The following is a 19,024-nucleotide window of genomic DNA, read 5'->3' as shown; positions in this document are numbered from 1 at the left end:
TTGCGTTTGCGGCGCGTTTAGTCATGTTGTTGTACGCCAATGCAGCGACTACTGGCCGTTTCCAGCTCACCATCGCAGAGAATCTGATCTGCCCCACGACGCGACGGTAACAGGTACAGGTGTAGGTTTTGTGCCGGAATGTCTAGAAGACTTGCCAGTTTTCGACTGTGCTGGACCAACGACTGCAAATGCGGCGCCGCCAAGGGGGTTATGTCTTGAGTTGACTGATGCACATGCACTTCATCCATCGTCACGGGCGCAGTGAACACTGGCGGTTCCGCCTCTAGAGACGATTCCAGCCAGATTTTTCCCAGCACAAATGCAAATACTCCCCAAATAAATAAAGAGAGCCACAGACCCCAACGGATTGGTAACGTTGTCGGATGCACGGGCAGCGCCCCCGAATCGTGGGCGGCTGAGGCAGGCATTGCCATGATCGATGGCGGTTCGACGGACTCGTCATCTGCATCGGCCATGGTCGACACAGGAGACGCAGCAGGCTCAGGCGTCTCGCGGTCAGTTTCCGTCGCGTAAGGGGTAGACGCCACATTCACAGCGGCTGGCAACTCCTCGACTCTCACGCCATCGGCGAGTTTGTAACCTATGCGTGGCAAGGTCTGGATGAATTCGCGATCGGGATGCAGTTTCTCCAGCGCCAGACGCAATTGCCGGACAACCTGGGCCAGGCTGTTGTCGGTCACTTCCAGGCCATATTGCCCCCATGCGCCTGCCATCAGTTCGCGCTTGCGCACCACTTCTCCACCTGACCTGAGCAACATGGCCAGGCATCGGCTGGCGATTGCACCGATGCGCAAAGGCTCCTCATTGGCAGCTTCAATGCGATACAACAGAAAGTTGTTCTCGTCGAATACCAGATGTTCATCAATTAGCAGTTGAGCCATGTCGACCATCTATATGAGGCAAATAGGAAAGTCGAAGACGTGTCTTCGACCTCTAGAGTTAAGCGGTCATTCTTTGCTTTAGCCAACATCTTGGCGCAACCCAATTACACAGCAATGCTTACGCGCGATCCGATTGCCGCAGTTTCACCGAAATCGTGCAGCAGATTGTCGAGCTGAGAAAAATGCTGCTGGCCATCCTCCCGGTCATCGGGCTGCCCTTCATTGGCTATCTCATCTTGTAGTGCCAGGGGCACTCCCCGGACTTTGAAGGTTAGCCGAGCAACTTCGATCAGGCGCCGAAGCAGCGGTACGAACTGCGCCTGCATCGGCTGCAATGGCAAAGGTCCGATGTCTGACTCGCAGAGTTCGCCAGAGACCGTGAGCATGTTCAGCAATTGATGGCTGTTTTGCTCAAGCAGGCGCAATACACCCTGTTGCCCATGAAGTAGATTGCCGTCTTCGAGGAGGGCTCGGACCAGCCCAAGAATCGAGACGAGTGGCGCTTTCAGATCATCGCGGGCGAACTGCTCGATATCGTCGCGCAAATGAGCCAAAGCCAATAAATCGTCATAGTCGGCCTGTAGCTGTTTGTGCAGCACGACATGCCGTAGCTGGTTGTTGACCTTTAACTGAAGCAACTGCGGATCGATGGGCTTGGTGACAAAATTGACCGCACCCAACTCCAATCCCTGCCGGCGTGCAGAGGGGGCGGTCATCGCGGTGATGAAAATGATCGGAATCCGATTGGATCGGGGATGACTGCGCAATTGCCTGGCGAGCTCAAAACCGTCCATGTTCGGCATCATGATATCGAGCAATAGCAGGTCTGGCGGCGTGTCCGAGGTGCAGATGGCCAATGCTTTACGACCATCCTGGGCAACCCGAACCCGATAGTCGTGCATGAACAACCCCGCGATCAGGTTAAGGTTGTCAGGCGTGTCGTCGGCCACCAACAGCGTCGGACGTTGTGGGTTCTTGACGACAGGGGCCGTCGCCGTGGCCATGGAGGTGATCATCGAAACATCCTGTGATTACAAGTCCTGGTGAATGCAGGGTTCAAGCGTGTGCAGACAACCCGGAGTCGGGCAGGGGCTCACTCACGTAGCGGTTGCGGCCTTGCTGTTTGGCTTGATATAGCAGCAGGTCAGCACGGATCAGCAGCGTCTGAACGCTGTCATCGGGGCCATGCCAGGTGCTTACACCCATGCTGCTCGTAACGCCAAAATTCTTTCCGGCATAGTCGATCGTTGAACTGCGCAGCACTTTCAGCAGACGCTGGGCCATCTGTTGTGCGCCTGTCAGATCAGTGTCCGGCAGCACGATGAGGAATTCCTCACCGCCGATGCGGGCGACCAGATCCTCGTGCCGTACCGTCTGGGTCAACAACTGCGCGAAGAACTTCAGCACCTGGTCCCCGCCGTCATGGCCGTAGGTATCATTGACCTGCTTGAAGTGGTCTATATCCAGTATCAATATGCACAAAGAACTGGGCTTGCGCGTAGCGCGCGCCAATTCCACTTCAGTCAGTGTCATCGCCGCCCGGCGGTTGTACAGGCCGGTGAGAAAGTCGTGGGTGGCCGCCTGATGTTGTGCAACGCTGGTATCGATCAGGTGTGCCACCAGCCAGTTGATCAGCAGCAAACAGGCCAGTATTCCGAACGCCAACAACAACCCCAAACCGTTCAATTTCAGGAACTGCTGCAGAAAATCCGGGGTCAGCGGTTCACTGTAGACGCGCATTTGCAACCCTTGATGGAGGTTCGCGTAGTGGCGAAAAAAGCGATCTTCACCTTGGGCCTGGTGAGGCTGCTCGTTTGACCAGGCATCACCTGTGGCCGGTAAATACTCCGCCTTGCCGGGGGTGAAATGGATGTCTAGATACAAGGGCGGCCCCTGCCGCTGGGTTACGGCGACATGCACGATCAGCCGTTCGGCAATCGCCGGTCCCAATGCCAGCGGGGGTAGCAGTGGCTGCGGTTCTAACCGGGTTTGCGTTTCCTGAATTACGGCGTAGCGTCCATCGCAGGTATAGCCCAGGAGTTGCCGGCTGGTCATGCGAATAGTGCCTTCTCGCAGGCTCATGAGTGGGGACAGTGGCTTGGGCAGAGCGGCCACTTGGTGTATCGGCACCCGCAGTGTGTACTGTGATAGCCAGTCGATATCCGCCGTCTGAGTCTCCGTCGTCCGCTTTTGCGCGGCAATGAACTCTTCCGACAGGCATCCTGGCGGAGGCGGATTCGCCATCAACAATGAATGTTGTAATTTATGGGTTTGCAGATGGCTCAACAGGCTGGAATAACCTAACGCACTTCGTTGAGCCAGCAGTGCTTGCTGAACCTCCAACAACACGTCGCGTTGGTGTTGATAGCGATCGACCACGCCAGCGGCAGTCAGAATCGACAATATGGCCACTACTATCCAGCCACTACGCTTGATAGCCCTCGCGTGATTTACGACCCAACTCATGATCTTTACTCCGATGTAACAGCCGGCATCTTTCGTCTTGCATCTACCATTGCTCGCCAGCTGTTAACCGGCCATGGCATCAACGGGCTCCTCGGTTGGGGTATCGGCGTAGCGCTGGGCGATTTGTTCAAACTCGTTTTCGAGGGCGATGAAGGCGGCCACCACATCTGGATCAAAATGCTGACCGGCGCTGTCGCGGATGATCGCGACGGCCGTCTCATGGCTCATCTCTGACTTATAGACCCGCCGGCTGATGACTGCGTCATAGACATCGGCGACCGCCATCAGGCGCGCGCTGACGGGAATGGCGTCACCGGCCAAGCCATTGGGGTAACCGCTGCCATCCCATTTTTCGTGATGGCACAGGGCAATTTCCTTGGCGATGCGCAGGAAAGCCACTTGCGCGCCCAACATTTCCTCTGCATGCACCAGAGCCTGATAACCCAGCCGGGCGTGGGTCTTCATGATTTCGAACTCGGCAGGTTCAAAGCGCCCCGGCTTGAGCAGGATATGGTCCGCAATACCGACCTTGCCGATATCGTGCAGCGGTGCCGACTTGAACATCAGCTCAATGCTTTGATCATTCAGATACTGATTGAATCGTGGGTGATCACGCAGTTGTTCGGCCAGCAACCGGACGTAGTGCTGTGTGCGCCGCAGGTGATTGCCGGTTTCGTTGTCGCGAGTCTCGGCCAATGATGCGAGGGCGAGGATGGTCACGTCATGGGTGGCTTGCAGCTCGCGGGTTCGCGCCAATACTTCTTGATCCAGATAGGTATTTTGCGCACGCAACAGGTCAGTTGTTGCCTTCAGGCGCAACTGTGTCTGCACTCGCGCCAGCAGGATGGGCGGATTGATCGGCTTGAACAGGTAGTCAGTCGCTCCAAGTTCGAACCCCAGGCACTCATCTTCGTCGTGATTGCGGGCACTGAGAAACAAGATCGGCACATCACATGTCTTAGGATCAGCCTTGAGACGACGACAGACCTCATGACCATCCATATCGGGCATCATCACATCCAGCAGAATCAGATCCGGTTTTGCCCGATCGACGATCTGCAACGCCTGAGCACCGCTGGTCGCAATTCTGACGTGATAAAGCTCGCATAGCAGTTCACTGATCAGCTGCAGATTGGTCGGCATATCGTCGACCACCAGCACAGTGGGTCTAGGTGTTGAGCTGTTCAACTGGACGTTCTCTCGACGGGGTCACAGATGGGGCGGTAAAGCGGCAAGGGGGAGCGCTTATACCGCGGGAGCACGGCGGGGAAAGGTGCAGCCCGTCGCTTCTGCCAAGTGCTGGCAGTAACGCATACCAACCCCACACCTGCTCTGAAATGGTTTGAACCGTCTCTGCCGGCTGCTGAAAAACGCTGAAAACTTCTGAATAGCGCGCTTTTGAAGGCATGAAATGCGTGTTGCCCTTATGTTCTATTCACTCATTGCATCAGTTCCACAAGCCTGCAGGGCTTCGCTCAGACAGGCCCGCGCCCGCTCGAAATCGAACCGTGTCACAGCGCCTTCCAGGGATTGGAAGCTACTCGCAAACGCGCTGCGCAGTACGCCCGCATGCAAGGAAAAGTAGGGCACAGCTTGCGCATCAAATTCACCCAGCAGGTTATCGAGATGTCGGCAGATCTGTTGCAGCTCGCCAAAATCGACTACTACGTGCGCTACTTCGACCTCACCGGGCAACTTTTCTCGCAGTTGCCTCAGCAGGGCCTCCAAGGGTTCAGACAACGCCTCCAGACCGATTTGCAACTCAGCCTGTGGTCGCTTTTCGCGCAGTGCCAGCTCCAATGCATTTGCGGCCTGTGCAACCGCGTCAGCACCGATGGTCGATGACGCGCCATTGCAGCTATGGGCCATCAACTCGGCTTTATCCAACTCGCCCGCCGCCATCGCCGCACTCAACTTTTTCAGTAAGGGACTCTGACTGGTCAGGTAACTGTGCAACATGTCCGCATACAGGCTTTGCTTGCCCAGTACCCGTCGGAGGCCGGCAGCCATGTCCACACCGTCGAGTTTCAAACCCGCATCAGCACAACTCACATTCGCCACCGATTCCGGCGCTACGATGCGCTTTTGATCAGTCGACGTCTCGGTCAACCAGCGTCGCAAAACAGCGTAGAGCGTCTGCGGTTCGAAGGGCTTGCTGACATAATCACTCATGCCTGCCGCCAGACAATCGTCACGATCACGCCTGCTGGCGTTAGCCGTCATCGCGATAACGGGCAGGGTGCTCAAATCGGGCACCCGACGCAGCAGACGGGTAGCCGCCAGACCATCGAGCACGGGCATCTGCATGTCCATGAACACTACGTCATAGTGCTCCGCAGACAACCGATTCAACGCCTGACGGCCATCAGCCGCGATATCGACCGAACAACCTACCGCCTGCAGTAATTCAGCGGCTACCTGCTGGTTCAGCTCATTGTCTTCCACCAGCAAGACACGGGTCCCTTCGGCCACTCGCCAGTCGGTGAGAGGTTCCCCTGCGCACAGTTCCTCAATCACATTGCTCTGAGCCAAGAGCAGGCGAACCTCGAACCAGAAAGTGCTGCCTTCACCTTGCACGCTCTGAACACCGACCTGACCCCCCATCAACTCGGACAGCTGTTTGGCGATTGCAAGCCCCAGGCCCGTGCCACCAAAGCGTCGTGTGGTGGAGGTATCTGCCTGCTGGAAGCTGCGGAACATATGTTTCAACTGCTCGGACGACAGCCCTATGCCGCTATCGGTTACGCTGAAGTAGAGCAACGCGTCATCCGCGTCAGCCTGACGCAGGCTCACCTCAACCCGGATCTGTCCACGTTCGGTGAATTTCACCGCATTACTCAGGTAGTTGAGCAGAATTTGCCGCAGTCGAAGCGGATCGCCACACAAGCGTTCGGGGACATCCGCAGCGACATTGAGCCGCATATTCAAGCCTTTATCGGTAATACGCGGACGTACCTGGTCGAGCACTTCTTCCAGCAGTTGGGCCAGGCTGAAGTCGCGGACCTCCAATTGAAGCTTGCCGGCCTCGATCTTGGAAAAATCCAGAATGTCGTCAATGACGCCCAACAAATGCCGGCTGGAGCTTTGTACTTTGTTCAGGTAGTCGCGCTGACGCTCGCTCAGCTCCGTCCTCAAGGTCAGGTAAGTCATGCCGATGATGGCGTTCATCGGCGTGCGGATCTCGTGGCTCATGTTGGCCAGAAATTCGGCCTTGATCCGTGCACTGTCCTCGGCCAGTTGCCGCGCCTGCTCCATCTCGTTCGCCGCCGCGTGCTGGGCGGTAACGTCGTCGATGATCCAGATCGAGCCACGCGACGACAGGTTGCCGGGCGCGACTGCGCGTGCACTCACGCTTGCCCAGAAGCAGCCGGCGTCCTTGCGGCAAAGCTGGATTTGCTGCTGAAAGATTTCTCCGCGATCCAGCGTCTCGCGAACCTGGGCTTCGAGCGTGAGCATTGCCTCTGTCGACATGATCTGCTCCAGCCAGATCAGCGGGGAGCGCTGCAATTGTTCGCCCGCTGCATAACCAAGCAACTCGTCCAGCCGCGAATTGGCCTGCACGATCAAATTGCCTCGCACCAGTGCAATGCCATAGGGCGCCGAGGTAACGATGGCCTGCTGCTGTTCGTGCGCTTCGCGCAGGCTGAGTTCTTCGGCTTTGCGCTGGCTGAGATCGCGAATCGCAACGCACAGGCATTGCCCTCGATCCTCTCGCGCCGGCAGGAGACACAGGCGCAATTCGGCAGGAAACTCGCTGTCATCAGCACGTCGGGCAACCAGCTCGACCGTATCGAGCACCTTGTTTATATGCACCTGCGCGAGCAGACGATCAATGACTTCGAGCTGACTTTCCGGCACCAGCGCCCGGTAACTCTGGCCAAGCAGGCTGCCAGGAGCATAACCAAAGGTTGCTTCGCTCATCTGGTTAGCCAGAATCACACCGTGCTCGTCGAACACTAACAGCGCTTTAGGAGCAAACTCGACGATGCCGCGATACCAGCTTTCGGTGGCTTCCAGGGACTGCTGGCGCTGTTGCAATATCAACGCTTGGCACTCTAATTGCTTGGCCTGTAGGCAGGCCTGGTGCAATAACTGCTGATTGTGCATGCGCTGCTGCAGCAAAATCAGCAACGTGCCGAGTTTGTTGGGCAAGCTGTCGAGCAGCTTAAGCTGTGCGGGATCCGGGCGATGAGCGAAATCGAGTTCAAGGCTGGCAAGCTGCTGCCCCTCCTGCAGCAGGGGCAAACTGAAGTGCACTTGGCCAGTACGCGCGAGGACGGGCTTTGTGTCAAATATCAAAGCCGTCTTGCAACCCAGGTATTTGCCCAACTGCAGTTGCAACCTTGCGGTAAACGCCTCCCGGTTGGCACACAATTGCAACCCCTGCACCAGCTCACCGAGGTGGACCTTGACCCAGTGTTTTTGGCGCAGCTCTTCATTGACGTCGGCATAAGCATCGAATGCTTCGGCCAAAGCCACGACTTCGGCAAGCCCTCGGTGCGGCTCCGGCTCCCCGAGGGTTTCGCCGGCATTCAGGCGGCGCATGCGTTCGGAAAGACGCAATAGCGGTATTACTAATTGGCGACGCAGGATGACCAAAACGGCCACCAGGCCCGCGCCCAACATAATCAATTGCATCAGGGCATTGATGTGGCTGGCTAGCGAGGCTTTGTGCCGAGCCGCCTCGAAGTCGCCATTAAAGCGTTGAGTGGTTGAGACTCTGAGCTTATTAAGCGCATCAGCAAAATTCCACTCGGAGTTGATGTAAGTGGTACTTGAAAGCAGTGACGACCCCCCATGGTGCCAGCTCTGCTCCATTGCCAGGCGCTCAATGTCCGTTTGCTTGATATCCATGGCCTCGACTGCGGCCAGTAATTTCTCTTCAGTGTCGCTCAGTCCGATCGCTCGGAATTGCGCCGCGGCTTCTTGGAATATCCGGCCATCCTGCCACTTTTGATTATATTCGGTGAGAAACAGTTCATCGCCAGTACTGACATAAAGGCGAGCCAGTTGAGTCAGTTCGCGGTTGAGGGTACCCATTTGGGCAATGCTAGTGATTGTCTGGTGGCGTCGATCCGTTGCTTGCTCGGCTTGCTTACCGAAGTATTCATCTAGGGCCAAGGTGGTCAGGCAGGCAATCAGCGCCATACCCAATCCTATCGAGATGAGTTTACTCAGACGTACCAGGCTCATGGGCTCTCCTGCGGCAACAGTCCCGAACATGCGCCGGAAGCTTAGATGTGCAGTAAACCGCGGGGCCTTTTCCGCTGCTGTGAAAACCCCTGATGCAGTCGAGCTGATCCGATGAAAAGCGCTGAAAAGCTATGAATACGCCCCTCTGGATCGCCAAAACCCCAATGCTTGGGTCCCAAGGAATATATTCCTCTGATCAGGGCCGTCCACGCGAATGCCCGCTACTTCAGTGGCGGCGTGGGTCCGTAGGGGTGTGCCACTTTTTTACACATTTGTGAATTAGCTACCCAGAATTGTGAGTAGTAACAGGGCGTTTCGGCGATGCTCAATTATTGGAAACCAAATTGGCGCCAATAATGACTGGGTTTTTTAGAAATTGGTCTGATAATTGCTCTGTGTCCAGCTCAAACATTTTGAGGGCAGGGCATGAGTGGTCTATTTCCGTGTATCGAACTGAGTGGCGGGCCATTTGCCCGAGGCGTGCAATACGGCAAAGCCTGCCCACAGATCATTGCCCGCAGCATCGAAATCTACGGTCAGCAACTGCTGGACATGGGTTATGACTGGGCCGGCATCAAGCGCCTGGTCAATCAATTCATTCCCAATATCGAAGCGTTCGAGCCGCTCTATCTGGAGGAGATGCGTGGCATCGCTGAAGGCTCCGGTCACGACTTCGAGGCCATTGTGTTGATTAATGCCCGCACCGAGATCATTCACCTTGGGCGGCGGTCGATGCAGGACAAACCTGAGCTGGACGGCTGCACCGGCGCCATCATTCTTCCCGGCGCCACTGCCAACAACGAAGTACTGCACGGTCAGAACTGGGACTGGCGCATGGAGTGTGCGGAGACTGGCGTAGTCCTGCATATTCGGCGTGACGACGGTCCGGACCTGCTGACGTTCACCGAAGCAGGCGGCCTGGCCCGCGCCGGTATGAACTCGATCGGCACGGCCATTACCGGCAACAACCTGGAGTCGGACCGCGATTATCAAGCGCTGGGCGTGCCATTGCCGCTGATCCGCCGCAAGGCGTTGGAAGCCAACCATTTCGCCCTGTCGATGAAAGCCGTGGCGGTGACACCAAAGTCGGGTTCGAACAACATGATGCTCAGTCATGCGTCCGGGTTTGGCATCAACTTCGAATGTGCGCCCGATGAAGTGTTCCCGTTGTACGCCGTCGATGACCTGCTGGTGCATGCCAACCATTGGCGCAGTCCGGTTGCACAGATCAAACTGAAAAACACCGGCATCGGTGGTGCGCCGGAAAGTTTTTATCGCGATCGGCGTGTCGAGCAAATGCTCAAGCCGTTTCATGGCAGCTTGAATCTGGAACATCTGAAAAACGCGTTTTTCGATGATTTCGGCAAGCCGTTCGCCGTCTGCCGTCCACCGCGCCCAAGCTCGAGCGGCGAGGACAATCTGTCTGCAACGGTGGCTATGATTTTGATGCGCCCGGCCAGCGGGTTCATGGAAATTGCCCCGTTGCCGGCGATCAATCGCACGTTTGGGCAGTACCGCCTTGAGATGGAATCCGATTACGCACGCTACGCCACTTGGTAAACACTGCATAGTTGCCGGTTTGTTATCTGCCCGATTGAGGGCTGCGTAACCCCATCGAGGAACCCACATGTTTCGTTTGATCGTTCAGCGTCTGGCCATGGCGGTCCCGACGCTATTGCTGATCTCTATTGCGGTCTTCGCAATGATTCGGCTGATACCCGGTGATCCGGCACTTTTGATGCTGGGCGATATGGCTACCCCGGCCAGTCTGAACAATTTGCGCCAGTCCCTGGGGCTGGATCAACCGGTGGTTGCGCAGTACCTGATCTGGCTCAAGGCGTTGTTCCATGGTGATCTGGGTTTTTCGATCACCAGTCATGAGGCGGTTTTGCCGCTGGTGCTTGAAAGGTTCAGCGTCAGCGTGACCATCGTGCTGACTGCGGTAGCACTGGCCGCGGCAATTGCGGTTCCGCTCGGCATGCTGGCGGCGTGGAAACAGGACACGCTGGTGGATCTGGGACTGGTGACGACCGCGACGTTGTTGCTGTCGATCCCCGGCTTCTGGATGGGCTTGCTGTTGCTTTATGTGTTTGGCCTGGAACTGGGCTGGTTGCCGGTGGTGGGGTACGTGCCGTTTTCGGCTGACTTTGGCAAGGCACTGGCCTACATCATTTTGCCGGTGACCACGCTGGTGCTGCATGAAAGCGGGGTGATTATCCGCATGCAGCGGGCCAGTTCGATCGAAGTCCTGCGCCTCGACTACATCGCCCATGCCCGCGCCAAAGGCTTGTCCGAACGTGCTGTGCTGTGGCGCCATACGTTGCGCAATGCGTTCGCCCCCACCTGGACCCTGATCGGTCTGATCCTCGGCAATCTGTTGGGCGGGATCGCCGTTATCGAAACCGTGTTCACCATTCCGGGCATCGGTCGCCTGATGGTCGACTCCATTTATGCCCGTGATTACCCCGTCCTGCAGGGCTGCCTGTTGCTCATTACGTTCGTCTACGTGTTGGTCAACCTGTTCGTAGATTTGATGTATCCGCTGTTTGATCCTCGGGTGAAAGCATGAAGATTCTAAGCGAAGTGACAACGCCGCCCATGGCGGTGCCAAAGGTGGCCGGACACAAGCGTGCGCTGTCGTTTAATGCGCTGATCGGCGGCAGCCTGTTGGTGGTGCTGGTGCTGCTCGCAGTGGCTGGCATCGTCTGGACGCCGTTTGACCCGCTGCGCCTGGACCTGGCCAACCGTTTCCTGGCGCCGTCCTGGCCACACATTCTCGGTACCGATGAGTTCGGTCGCGATGTTTTCAGCCGCATCATCATTGGCGCCCGCACCAGTCTGTGGATCAGCCTGCTGACGGTGCTGCTGGCCATCAGCATCGGCACGGTGTTCGGGCTGCTCGCCGGTTACCTGCGCGGCTGGACGGATCGCCTGTTGATGATGGTCAACGATGCCTTGCTCGCGTTCCCCGGGATGCTGTTGGCGCTGGGGTTGCTCGCGATTGTCGGGGCGAGTCAGTACGGCATCGTGCTGGCGCTGGGCCTGGCTTACATCCCCACGGTTGTGCGAGTGGTGCGCAGCACCGTGTTGTCGTTGCGTGAGCGAGAGTTCATCGAAGCCTCCCGGGTCATCGGCAACAGTGAGCTCTATACCATGTGGCGGCATATCGCACCGAACTGCGTCGCACCGTTGATTGTGCTGGCCACCAGCATGTTTGGCTGGGCGATTCTCTCGGAGAGCGCCTTGAGCTTTCTCGGTCTGGGCGTTCCGCCACCTGCGGCCACGTGGGGCAACATGCTGGCTTCCAGTCGGCCGCATCTGGTCACGGCGCCGTGGCTGGGTTTTTTCCCTGGCTTGATGATCTCTATTGCCCTGATCGGCATCAATCTTTTCGGTGACGCCCTGCGTGATCGCCTTGACCCCCGGATGAGTCGCTAATGGATACCGTCAAGCCTTTGCTGCGCGTCAGTAATCTTTGCATTCAGGTGGGAACCGAGGGTTCGCTGGCCGTTGACCACCTCAACTTCGACATGGCCCCCGGCGAGATCGTCGCATTGGTGGGTGAGTCCGGCAGTGGCAAGACCATGGCCGCCCGTGCGGTCATCGGGTTGTTGCCGCCGCCGATGCGCGTCTCATCCGGTCGTATCGTGTTTAACGACATCGACCTGTGCAGCTTGCCATACGACCAGTTGCGCGATGTGCGTGGCTCGAAAATCGGCATGGTGTTTCAGGAACCGATGGTCTCGCTCAATCCGACGTTGACGATCGGTCAGCAAATGGCCGAGGGGTTGCGCCTGCACACCGACCAGGATGAGAAAACCATTCTCGCCCGCTCGCTGGAGATGCTGCGGCGGATCGGCATCGATGATCCGCAACGCTGCTTGCATGCCTTCCCTCATGAGTTCTCTGGCGGTATGCGCCAACGCATCATGCTGGCTTCAGTGATGCTGCTGCGCCCGGCGCTGTTGATTGCCGACGAGCCGACCACGGCCCTGGACACTCTGGCCCAGGCTGACGTGATCGAACTGATGCTTGAGCTGACGCGGGAGGAGGGCACCGCAATTTTGTTCATCAGCCACGACTTGTCGCTGGTGGTGCGTCATGCCCACAAAGTGGTGGTGATGCGCAACGGCAAGGCCATCGAAAGTGGCCCGACCGAACAGATCCTGCTCGGCCCGAAAGCTGAATACACCCGGCAATTGCTCGAAGCGCTGCCCACCCGCGGCAACCTCGATCGCGCTTCACTGGCCGCGCCTTTGGTCGACATGCGTAACGTCACCATCGAGCACCCGGGGCGCCAGGGTTTTCTCTGGCGCGGCAAAGCCAAGCGCGCCGTGGATGGCGTCAGTCTGCAAATCGCCGCCGGTGAAACCCTGGCGCTGGTGGGGGGCAGCGGCTCGGGTAAAACCACTCTTGGCCGTTCAGTGGTCGGGTTGGTCAATCCGATTGCCGGGGAGATCTTTTTTGATGGCGTCGACATCCTCAAAAGCGCCAACCGCGAGCATCGCTTGCAGTGTCAGATGATCTTTCAGGACCCGGTATCGTCCCTCGATCCGCGCGCCCGGATTGGCGACATTCTCGCTGAACCGTTGCGCCATGTGCCGGGCCTCAGCCGCGAGCAGCGTGTCGAGCGCGTACGCACCATCCTGCAGGATATCGGGCTGGACCCGCTTTTCGCCAACCGCTTCCCGCATCAGCTTTCGGGTGGTCAGCGCCAGCGCGTGGCGATTGGTCGGGCGCTGATTCGTCACCCCAAACTGGTGATCGCCGACGAGCCGATTTCAGCCCTCGACATGACCATTCAAAAGCAAATTCTGGAGTTGTTTGAACGGCTGCAAAAGCAGTACGGCTTTGCCTGTCTGTTCATCTCCCATGATCTGGCGGCGGTGGAGCGAATTGCCCATCGCGTGGCCGTGATGCAGCAAGGTCGACTGGTGGAAATCGGCACGACCGCGCAGGTGTTCGATAACCCGCAACACGCTTTCACCCATCGACTGCTGGCGGCTGCCAATCCGTTGGTACGACAGGCCGATGGCAGCTATCAATTGCGCAGCAGTGTCGCTGTGTGAAGGACTTTTGAGGCCGTCACATCAGTGGCGGCGTGAACCCGTTTCAGCTCTATCAAGGACTCGCTTATGAAACGCTTTTTAGTCAATGCGCTGACGCTGAGCATGATGACCATGATCGGTTGCGGCGTCGCCCAGGCACAAACCCTGCGCCTGGCCATGAACTCCGATATTCGCAGCCTCGACCCCGGCGTCAATCGCGACGACCGTTCCGACGCGGTGGTGCTGCACATGACAGAAGGCCTGGTCGCCTATGGTGAGAAGGGCGAAGTCAAGCCGTTGCTTGCACAGAAAGTCGACGTTTCCGCTGATGGCCTGACTTACACCTTCACCCTGCGTCCGGGAGTGAAGTTCCACAACGGCGAAGTGATGACCTCTGCCGATGTGCTGTGGAGCTGGAACCGCGACATGGACCCCAAGACCCAGTGGCGTTGCCTGCCGGAGTTCGATGGCAGTGGCCTGACCAAAGTGACCAAGGTCACGGCGCCGGATGAGCACACCGTGGTGATGGAACTGGAAAAGCCCAGCGGCATGTTCCTCGCTACGCTGGCGCGTACCGATTGCGGCGGCACGGCCGTGCTGAACAAAGCCTCGGTCAATGCTCAGGGTGAATTCATCGCGCCGATTGGCACCGGCCCTTATCAGCTGGGTGAGTGGAAGCGCGGGCAGTACGTCACATTGACGCGATTCGCCGGCTATCAGGCTTTGCCCGGCCCTCGCGACGGCTACACCGGCGGCAAGAACGCGCTGACCGATGAAGTCCGGTTCGTGATTATTCCTGATCAGGCGACGGTCAAGGCTGCGCTGTTTTCGGGTGATCTGGACATGGCGGAAGTCACCGAAACCGACCTGCCGGAAATCAAGACGCATGCAACGCTAAAAGTCTCGACCGACCCCAGCGCGACCATGAACGTGCTGATGTTCCAGACCCGTGATCCGTTGCTCAAGGACAAACGCATTCGTCAGGCCATTGCGGCCGCTATCGACGTCAAACAACTGGTCGCGACCACGAGTAACGGCTTCGGTGTGCCCAATAACTCGATCATCAGCGTGGCGTCCAACTACTACGGCCCGAGCGAGCAGCGCGGTTTTACTTACGATCCACAGAAGGCCGCGCAACTGCTTCAGGAAGCAGGCTATCGCGGGCAACCGCTGACGATTGTCGCTAACAAGCGTTCGATGGTGCCCAGCTATGACCTGGCAATCATTGCCCAGGCCATGCTTCAAGCGGTCGGCATTAACGCCCAGGTTGAAGTGATGGAGTGGGGCACTCAGCTTGAGCGCTACCAGAGCGGGCGTTATCAGTCGATGTCCTTCACTTACTCGGCTCGCTTCGATCCGGCGCTGAGCTTTGAGCAGGTGACGGGCAACAAGGACAAGGAATCACGCAAGGTCTGGGAGGATCCGGTGGCGATTGATTTGCTGACTCAGGCGCTGAAGGAAGGTGACGTCGCCAAGCGCCAGTCGATCTTCGATCAACTGCATGAACGCTTCATTGATCAAGTGCCGATGATCGTGATGTACAACGGCCTGGACATTGTCGCGCTGAACGAGAAGGTCGAGGGCTACGACGCCTGGATCGGGCAGAAGCCGCGCCTGTGGGGCGTCAGCATCAAGCCTTGAGATTCATTGCTCCAGCGGGGTTTGACGGATGTGTGCCGCGATCAGTCGCTTGAGTTGTTCGCGGTCACCGTTACGCAAGGCCTCAAGGATCTGGAAGTGTTCGCGGCTCGACTGCTCGGCGCGTAGATGGGTGCGCCAAGTGCCACCTGGAGACGACGGCGGACGGCTGCGAATTTCTTCAATGAATTCGATCATGACGCGGTTGGTGCACATGTCGTAGATCGCGCGATGAAACTCGAGATTGGCGATATAGCACTCTTGCATCGTGCCTTCGTTGACCAGGCGATCGAAGCGCTGGGCAATGAGGTCCAGCGCCTGCAAGCGGTCTTCGGTGATGACCATTTGATCGACTGCTGCACATTCGAGCGCGATGCGAACTTCACGGGTATCCGCCACCTGGCTCAGGTCAGGTGTGTGGACGTAATAACCCCGGTTAGGGATGTGTTCGACCATGTTTTTCAGGGTTAGCTGATCCAGCGCGCGACGGATGTCCAGGCGGGTGCAACCGTAACGTTGTTCCAGATCGATCTGCTTGAGCCAGCTGCCGGTCGGAAGAACACCGGCGTTGATGTCGTTTGAAATCAGCAGCACCAAATGGCTGCGATCATTGGTTTTTTTGTTCAAAGGTGACTTCCGCAAAACGTGGACGTGGGTAGGTGAGTCATCGAACGTGCATGACCCTTACCCGTTGTAGTTATTAATAATGGCACAATTAGCAACGAGGTTTCACAATGTTGAGCAACCCTCAAGACACTCCCGAAGCGCGGCATCGTCAGATGTACTACCGAGGCAGCACGACCATTTTTTCGTGCCGTAAAGATCCGCGTTTTGCCTATTGCCTGTACGTTCCGCAAACCTTCGATCAAGCACCTGAGGGCCACCGTCTGCTGGTCGCGGTCCATGGTACCGGGCGCACGATGGTTGAGTATCGGGACGCGTTTGCCGAGTTCGGACGCTTCAATCGCTACATCATTCTCGCGCCACTGTTTCCGGTAGGCCCACTGGGCGATGGCAACCCGCACGGGTTCAAATACCTCAAGGAAGGGGACATCCGCTATGACGAAGTCCTGTTGGGCATGGTCGATGAAGTCGCCGAGGCGCTGAGCACGTCGTTCGAGAAGTTTTCATTGTTTGGTTATTCGGGGGGCGGGCACTTTGCCAACCGTTTTTACTACCTGCACCCCGAACGTCTACGGTCCGTTTCTATTGGTGCGCCGGGTTCTGTGACGTTGATCGATGAGGGCCGTGATTGGTGGGTAGGCACTGGCGGAATCGAGGCGATTTTCGGCAAGAGCCTGAACCTCGATGCACTGCGTGAAGTGGATGTTCAACTGTTGGTGGGCGCCGCAGATCTGGAAACCTGGGAAATTCACTACGCACCCGGTTCAGTGCAATACATGGAAGGCATCAACGACGCTGGACGCACACGGGTGGAGCGTAACGCTACATTGGCTCGCAACCTTGAAGCCCACGACATTCGAGTTCAACAAGACATTGTTCCTAACACCGCTCACGCGGGAATATCGGTCGTGCCCTACGTGCAGGATTTCCTGTTGCAGCTAGGCGATTAAAAGGGCTGCAGTCGCCTCCTCGTAGTCATCCGGCTGCTATGTTCATAGTGACCAACAACGGCCGTCAGGACCGCTGGATTTCAGAGGAGGTGCAGCATGGACCGATTCACCGGCGGCTGCCTGTGCGGCAATGTCCGATTTGTGGCATCGGGGCGCCCCTACCGGGTCGGCCTTTGTCATTGTCTGGACTGTCGCAAGCACCACGGCGCGCTTTTTCACGCCAGCGCGATATTCCCTCAGGAGGCGGTGACAATCGAAGGTGAAACACGCGATTACGCGGGGCGGTTTTTCTGCCCTCGCTGCGGTTCCTCGGTGTTCGCCCGCACCGACGACGAAGTCGAAGTGAACCTGGGCTCTCTGGATGCTATTGACCAACTCAAGCCGACCTACGAAAGCTGGACAGTGCGTCGCGAGTCTTGGTTGCCGGCGTTTGCGCTCACAAGACGATACCAGCACGATCGTGACGCCACGGGGCGCTTTGAGGAGTAGTCATCGAATTCAAAGGGCCGTGGCTACTTCGCCGTGACACCTTGCTTGATATCCCCACAAAAAATATCAAAATTGCCATCACTCGGTGCCGTTCTGACGATGATGGCGTACTCACCGGCAAGCAGGTCCGACATGGCGACTGGTGCGCTTCTGGATAACGTCCAGCCGCGTATGGGCTGGCGCTCGGTGTTGACCTGATCGTTCATCGCATAGGCGACTGTCCCGGTTTGTTGGCAGCTGCCTTTAACAACGAAGGTGTAGAGGCGCAAGGGCAGGGTGACGCCGCTTGGAGCACCGCTGATGAAGAAACTGAATCCGGTTTTATTGTTGTCCCAGTTGGTCAAGGTTACATTGCCGATCTGACCGGCGTTGCGTTGCGTGGCAACCAAAGTCACGGTCACACTGGGGTTCGATGACGTGGCGCAACCGAAGAGTGTTGCACTGACCAGTAGTGCTGACAGTGAGTTTCTGAGTTTCATGGCCAAACTCCTGTATCGAAGAACTGCACGGGTGATTAGCCGGTATAGCCCATTAATCACGGCTCTGATGTTGTCCGCGCGAAATTCCATCTGCTTGTTGCAGTGGAGCGCTAAATTTTAAGCGTTCTGGGGATTGTTGGCGGGTATCAGGAGTACTGGAGCCCCGGACCTGCGCGGCTACCTGGTATTCAAAAGAACCTCGCACGATGCGGGCACGGATTTGATATTGGTCACATTGGCAACCGGTTTCATTTATGAAGTTCATAACGGTTCTTTTGATTGATGCTTGAGTCGTGAAAGTAGCGGAGCCGCAAGCATCGCGTTCCGTCTGTCGCGGGACTTGAACTGGAAGGGGGCAAATGCGTCTTAACGCATGCGATATCAACCCTATGGAAGCAATCATGCTTTTAAAAAATAAGACTCTCTTTGCTGTGATGTCCTGCGCCCTGATGCTTGCAGCCTCCCCATTACTCCCCGTTGATCTGTCTGTCATGAACTCCGCCTATGCGAAGGATGGTGGTGGTGGTGGTGGTGGTGGTCACGGAGGTGGAGGTGGCGGCGTTGGAGGGGGTGGCAGTCACGGAGGTGGCGTAGGCGGTGACCATGGCAGCGGTATGGGCGCTGGTCACAGCGGTTCCGATCATTCCGGCGGTACTCATAGTAGCGGCCGCGGTAATGGGCTCAGCAGTGATCATGCCGGCAGAGCCGTTCGTGATCATGGTGAAAACGGAAACCATTACGGCAGAGATCGTAATAGTGATCGCGGTCATGGCCAAACGACTTCAGGTATCGCCCACTCCAAAGATACTCGCGGTGTAAGCAAAGCCAGCGCCATTGCTGCCTCGACTCCGGGAGATCACAACACGAAAGGTTTGAGCAAAACCGGTATGTCGATCTCGAAAAGTCGTACCGATCATCCATAAGCGTTGACAGAGAAGTACGGCAGATTCAATTGCAAAGTCTGCCGCACGCCTGAGGTCTGTTCGTTTTCTTCGATTGGCAGTTTTGTCCAGAGTGGTAGGTGGGAGTCCTCGCCTACCCTCTGCGAGCGCATTTAAACTTCCGCCGATGCCATCGCAATGATGCAGGAGCCGGTCGAATAAACAGGCTTGAAAAATGTATACGGCACAATTTTTTAACGAAGTGTGAACAACTGGCGTGATGTATTGACGGGATGGATCAACTTGATTTCCCCCTGTCTGTAATCGCCCAGTGAGTCACCCAGTGAAACGCCC

General features: G+C 57.2%; 15 protein-coding genes and 1 pseudogene. 9 read left to right on the top strand and 7 right to left on the bottom strand.

Going from position 1 to position 19,024, the window contains the following annotated elements; translation table 11 throughout:
• Nucleotides 1-17: 17 nt before the first annotated feature.
• From AC3ISI_RS16220 to AC3ISI_RS16200, 5 genes are all read right to left on the bottom strand, one after another.
• Nucleotides 18-902, bottom strand: coding sequence for a winged helix-turn-helix domain-containing protein (locus AC3ISI_RS16220; RefSeq protein WP_489332837.1), 885 nt, complete (start codon nucleotides 900-902; stop codon nucleotides 18-20).
• 104 nt (nucleotides 903-1,006) lie between these two features.
• Nucleotides 1,007-1,918 carry an ATP-binding response regulator gene (locus AC3ISI_RS16215; RefSeq protein ID WP_489332836.1) on the bottom strand — a complete coding sequence of 304 codons (912 nt, stop codon included), beginning with the start codon at nucleotides 1,916-1,918 and terminating at the stop codon, nucleotides 1,007-1,009.
• Nucleotides 1,919-1,958: 40 nt separating this feature from the next.
• Nucleotides 1,959-3,281, bottom strand: coding sequence for a GGDEF domain-containing protein (locus tag AC3ISI_RS16210; RefSeq protein ID WP_489332835.1), 1,323 nt, complete (start codon nucleotides 3,279-3,281; stop codon nucleotides 1,959-1,961).
• A 150-nt stretch (nucleotides 3,282-3,431) separates the two neighbouring features.
• Nucleotides 3,432-4,556, bottom strand: a complete 1,125-nt coding sequence (locus AC3ISI_RS16205) for a response regulator (RefSeq protein WP_489332834.1) — start codon at nucleotides 4,554-4,556, stop codon at nucleotides 3,432-3,434.
• A 243-nt stretch (nucleotides 4,557-4,799) separates the two neighbouring features.
• A complete protein-coding gene (locus AC3ISI_RS16200; RefSeq protein WP_489332833.1) occupies nucleotides 4,800-8,561 on the bottom strand; it encodes a response regulator in 3,762 nt (1,253 codons plus the stop codon).
• A 426-nt stretch (nucleotides 8,562-8,987) separates the two neighbouring features.
• On the opposite strand from AC3ISI_RS16200, the gene AC3ISI_RS16195 reads away from it, so the two are divergent.
• The 5 genes from AC3ISI_RS16195 (at nucleotide 8,988) to AC3ISI_RS16175 (ending at nucleotide 15,250) form a co-directional block, all read left to right on the top strand.
• Nucleotides 8,988-10,121 (top strand): C45 family autoproteolytic acyltransferase/hydrolase, encoded by a 1,134-nt coding sequence (locus AC3ISI_RS16195; RefSeq protein WP_489332832.1) that lies wholly within the window; start codon nucleotides 8,988-8,990, stop codon nucleotides 10,119-10,121.
• Nucleotides 10,122-10,188: 67 nt separating this feature from the next.
• Nucleotides 10,189-11,130, top strand: a complete 942-nt coding sequence (locus AC3ISI_RS16190; RefSeq protein ID WP_489332831.1) for an ABC transporter permease — start codon at nucleotides 10,189-10,191, stop codon at nucleotides 11,128-11,130.
• A 29-nt stretch (nucleotides 11,131-11,159) separates the two neighbouring features.
• Nucleotides 11,160-11,999, top strand: a complete 840-nt coding sequence (locus AC3ISI_RS16185) for an ABC transporter permease (protein WP_489337731.1) — start codon at nucleotides 11,160-11,162, stop codon at nucleotides 11,997-11,999.
• On the top strand, nucleotides 11,999-13,630 hold the full coding sequence (locus AC3ISI_RS16180) for a dipeptide ABC transporter ATP-binding protein (protein WP_489332830.1): 1,632 nt from the start codon (nucleotides 11,999-12,001) through the stop codon (nucleotides 13,628-13,630). The genes AC3ISI_RS16185 and AC3ISI_RS16180 overlap by 1 nt, the downstream gene beginning before the upstream one ends.
• A 66-nt stretch (nucleotides 13,631-13,696) precedes the next feature.
• Complete coding sequence (locus tag AC3ISI_RS16175; RefSeq protein ID WP_489332829.1) at nucleotides 13,697-15,250, top strand: ABC transporter substrate-binding protein; 1,554 nt, start codon at nucleotides 13,697-13,699, stop codon at nucleotides 15,248-15,250.
• Nucleotides 15,251-15,253: 3 nt separating this feature from the next.
• On the opposite strand, the gene AC3ISI_RS16170 is transcribed toward AC3ISI_RS16175, so the two are convergent.
• Nucleotides 15,254-15,874 (bottom strand): GntR family transcriptional regulator, encoded by a 621-nt coding sequence (locus AC3ISI_RS16170; RefSeq protein ID WP_489332828.1) that lies wholly within the window; start codon nucleotides 15,872-15,874, stop codon nucleotides 15,254-15,256.
• Between the two features lie 107 nt (nucleotides 15,875-15,981).
• On the opposite strand from AC3ISI_RS16170, the gene AC3ISI_RS16165 reads away from it, so the two are divergent.
• Entirely contained in the window at nucleotides 15,982-16,821 is an 840-nt protein-coding gene (locus tag AC3ISI_RS16165) for an alpha/beta fold hydrolase (RefSeq protein ID WP_489332827.1), read from the top strand.
• A gap of 96 nt (nucleotides 16,822-16,917) precedes the next feature.
• On the top strand, nucleotides 16,918-17,310 hold the full coding sequence (locus AC3ISI_RS16160) for a GFA family protein (RefSeq protein ID WP_489332826.1): 393 nt from the start codon (nucleotides 16,918-16,920) through the stop codon (nucleotides 17,308-17,310).
• Nucleotides 17,311-17,333: 23 nt separating this feature from the next.
• On the opposite strand, the gene AC3ISI_RS16155 is transcribed toward AC3ISI_RS16160, so the two are convergent.
• Nucleotides 17,334-17,789, bottom strand: coding sequence for a hypothetical protein (locus tag AC3ISI_RS16155; RefSeq protein ID WP_489332825.1), 456 nt, complete (start codon nucleotides 17,787-17,789; stop codon nucleotides 17,334-17,336).
• A 120-nt stretch (nucleotides 17,790-17,909) separates the two neighbouring features.
• Between AC3ISI_RS16155 and AC3ISI_RS16150 the strand changes: the two are divergent.
• Both AC3ISI_RS16150 and AC3ISI_RS16145 read left to right on the top strand, forming a co-directional pair.
• Nucleotides 17,910-18,072 (top strand): annotated as a pseudogene (locus AC3ISI_RS16150) (anti-virulence regulator CigR family protein); the annotation flags it as partial.
• A 118-nt stretch (nucleotides 18,073-18,190) separates the two neighbouring features.
• Entirely contained in the window at nucleotides 18,191-18,712 is a 522-nt protein-coding gene (locus AC3ISI_RS16145) for a hypothetical protein (RefSeq protein ID WP_489337729.1), read from the top strand.
• The last annotated feature ends 312 nt before the right edge of the window (nucleotides 18,713-19,024 follow it).

The organism is Pseudomonas sp. GL_139_B (assembly GCF_057834475.1).
The sequence above is the reverse complement of the archived record's forward strand: the minus strand, read 5'-3'. Positions and strand labels throughout refer to the sequence as shown.